Origin of the sequence: Terriglobus sp. YAF25 (assembly GCF_052113305.1) — a bacterium.
Taxonomy (GTDB): Bacteria; Acidobacteriota; Terriglobia; order Terriglobales; family Acidobacteriaceae; genus Terriglobus.
Genome location: NZ_JBFRCY010000945.1, coordinates 1 through 1,422 on the forward strand (window position 1 = coordinate 1; position 1,422 = coordinate 1,422).

Below are 1,422 nucleotides of genomic sequence, written 5' to 3' on the forward strand. Positions count from 1 at the left end.
TACTGGACCTGGGTGCCGGTATTGGTTGCAGTGATCTTCGCGCCGGAAACAACTCCGCCGCTCGGGTCCGTGATGGTACCAACAAGTTGAGTATTGTTAGATACCTGTGCAGACGCAAAACTTCCCACGAACAGCAAAACAACAAGCAACAACAGTGACTTCCTCACGCAGTGCCTCCTGAAAGCTAAATTTCATATCCAAAAAACCAAATCCCGAAAAATCGGCCCTTCGCTTGTTCCCGTCTCTTGCCGACAGGTTTTACTTACTTTTTAAAGATTTGTGATAACAACAATGTGCCTTTTGCTATAGCCCTGTCATCAGCCTGATGACAGGGCTATAGCTAGGACGTTTGACCTACTGCCCATAAATACTCAGTGGGCTACGGAAGGCTTCTCCGGGCGAACATGCATCGTGGTAAAGCGCTTCGCCTGCGCCGGAGTGACAACTTTTCCATTCCATGGATCGGCCGAGATGCCGTTCAGGTCATACACAACCTTGCCGTCACGAACGGTCAGTTCGCAGGCAAGTTTTTTCGTGCCCGGATAGACCGTGTTGTTCATATCGACAAAGCCGAACTTCCCAGTCTCCAAACGCAGGACCGTGATATCGGCGGGCGAGCCTTCTGTGAGATTGCCAAGCTCAGGGTGCTGAATCTCCTTGGCAGGATTCGAGGTCATCTCCTTGACGACCTCCTGCAACGAGAGGCCCAGCGTCATCATCTTGCTGGCAACATTCAACTGGTCTTTCATGCCGGCGTTCATGCTGGTGATGTGAATGTCCGTCGAGATGGAGTCCGGAATGAACCCTTCCTTCACCAACGGCACCGCAACCGTCCAGTTGAAGCTTCCGCCGCCGTGACCCACGTCGAAGTAGATGCCACGCTTGCGGCCGATCTTGAGGGCTTCGCTCGTCTTGCCGGTGGTAGCATCCTGCTCACCGCGCAAACCCGAATACATGTGGGTATAGATGTCGCCCGGACGCAGCACCTTCGAAAGCAGATCGTACAACGGCCGCTCCTTGCGGTTGGCGCCGTAGTCGATCATCACGGGAATTTTTGCGATATTGCCGGCAATCACCGCCTGCTCATACGGCTTCCATTCGGGGCCTTCAAAGTGCGCGCTCTTAATTCCGACGACCAAGCCCGGGTACTTCTGAGCCATCTTTCCGGTGGCCTCGCCATCCATATCGTCGAGGTTCTGCTCGTACTTGGCGCCGCGCATACCGCTGCCGACGATATTCAGCATGGCAAGGATGCGGGTGTGGGAACGATCAATCACGCGATCCTTGAAGTCTTCAAAGTTCCGCCAGCCAGATCCACCCGCATCCACGACGGTCGTAACGCCGACGCGGAAGGTGTAGCCGTCAGGATAGAGACTGTTGTCGCCTGCATACGAATTGCGCTCGCCGGTGCCCGCATACACG

At 54.8% G+C, this 1,422-nt stretch carries 1 protein-coding gene; it reads right to left on the reverse strand.

The window, feature by feature from the left end; genetic code table 11:
• Nucleotides 1–371: 371 nt before the first annotated feature.
• Nucleotides 372–1,422 (reverse strand): amidohydrolase family protein (locus AB4043_RS25465; protein WP_442308514.1); only part of this gene is annotated, 1,051 nt, incomplete at its 5' end.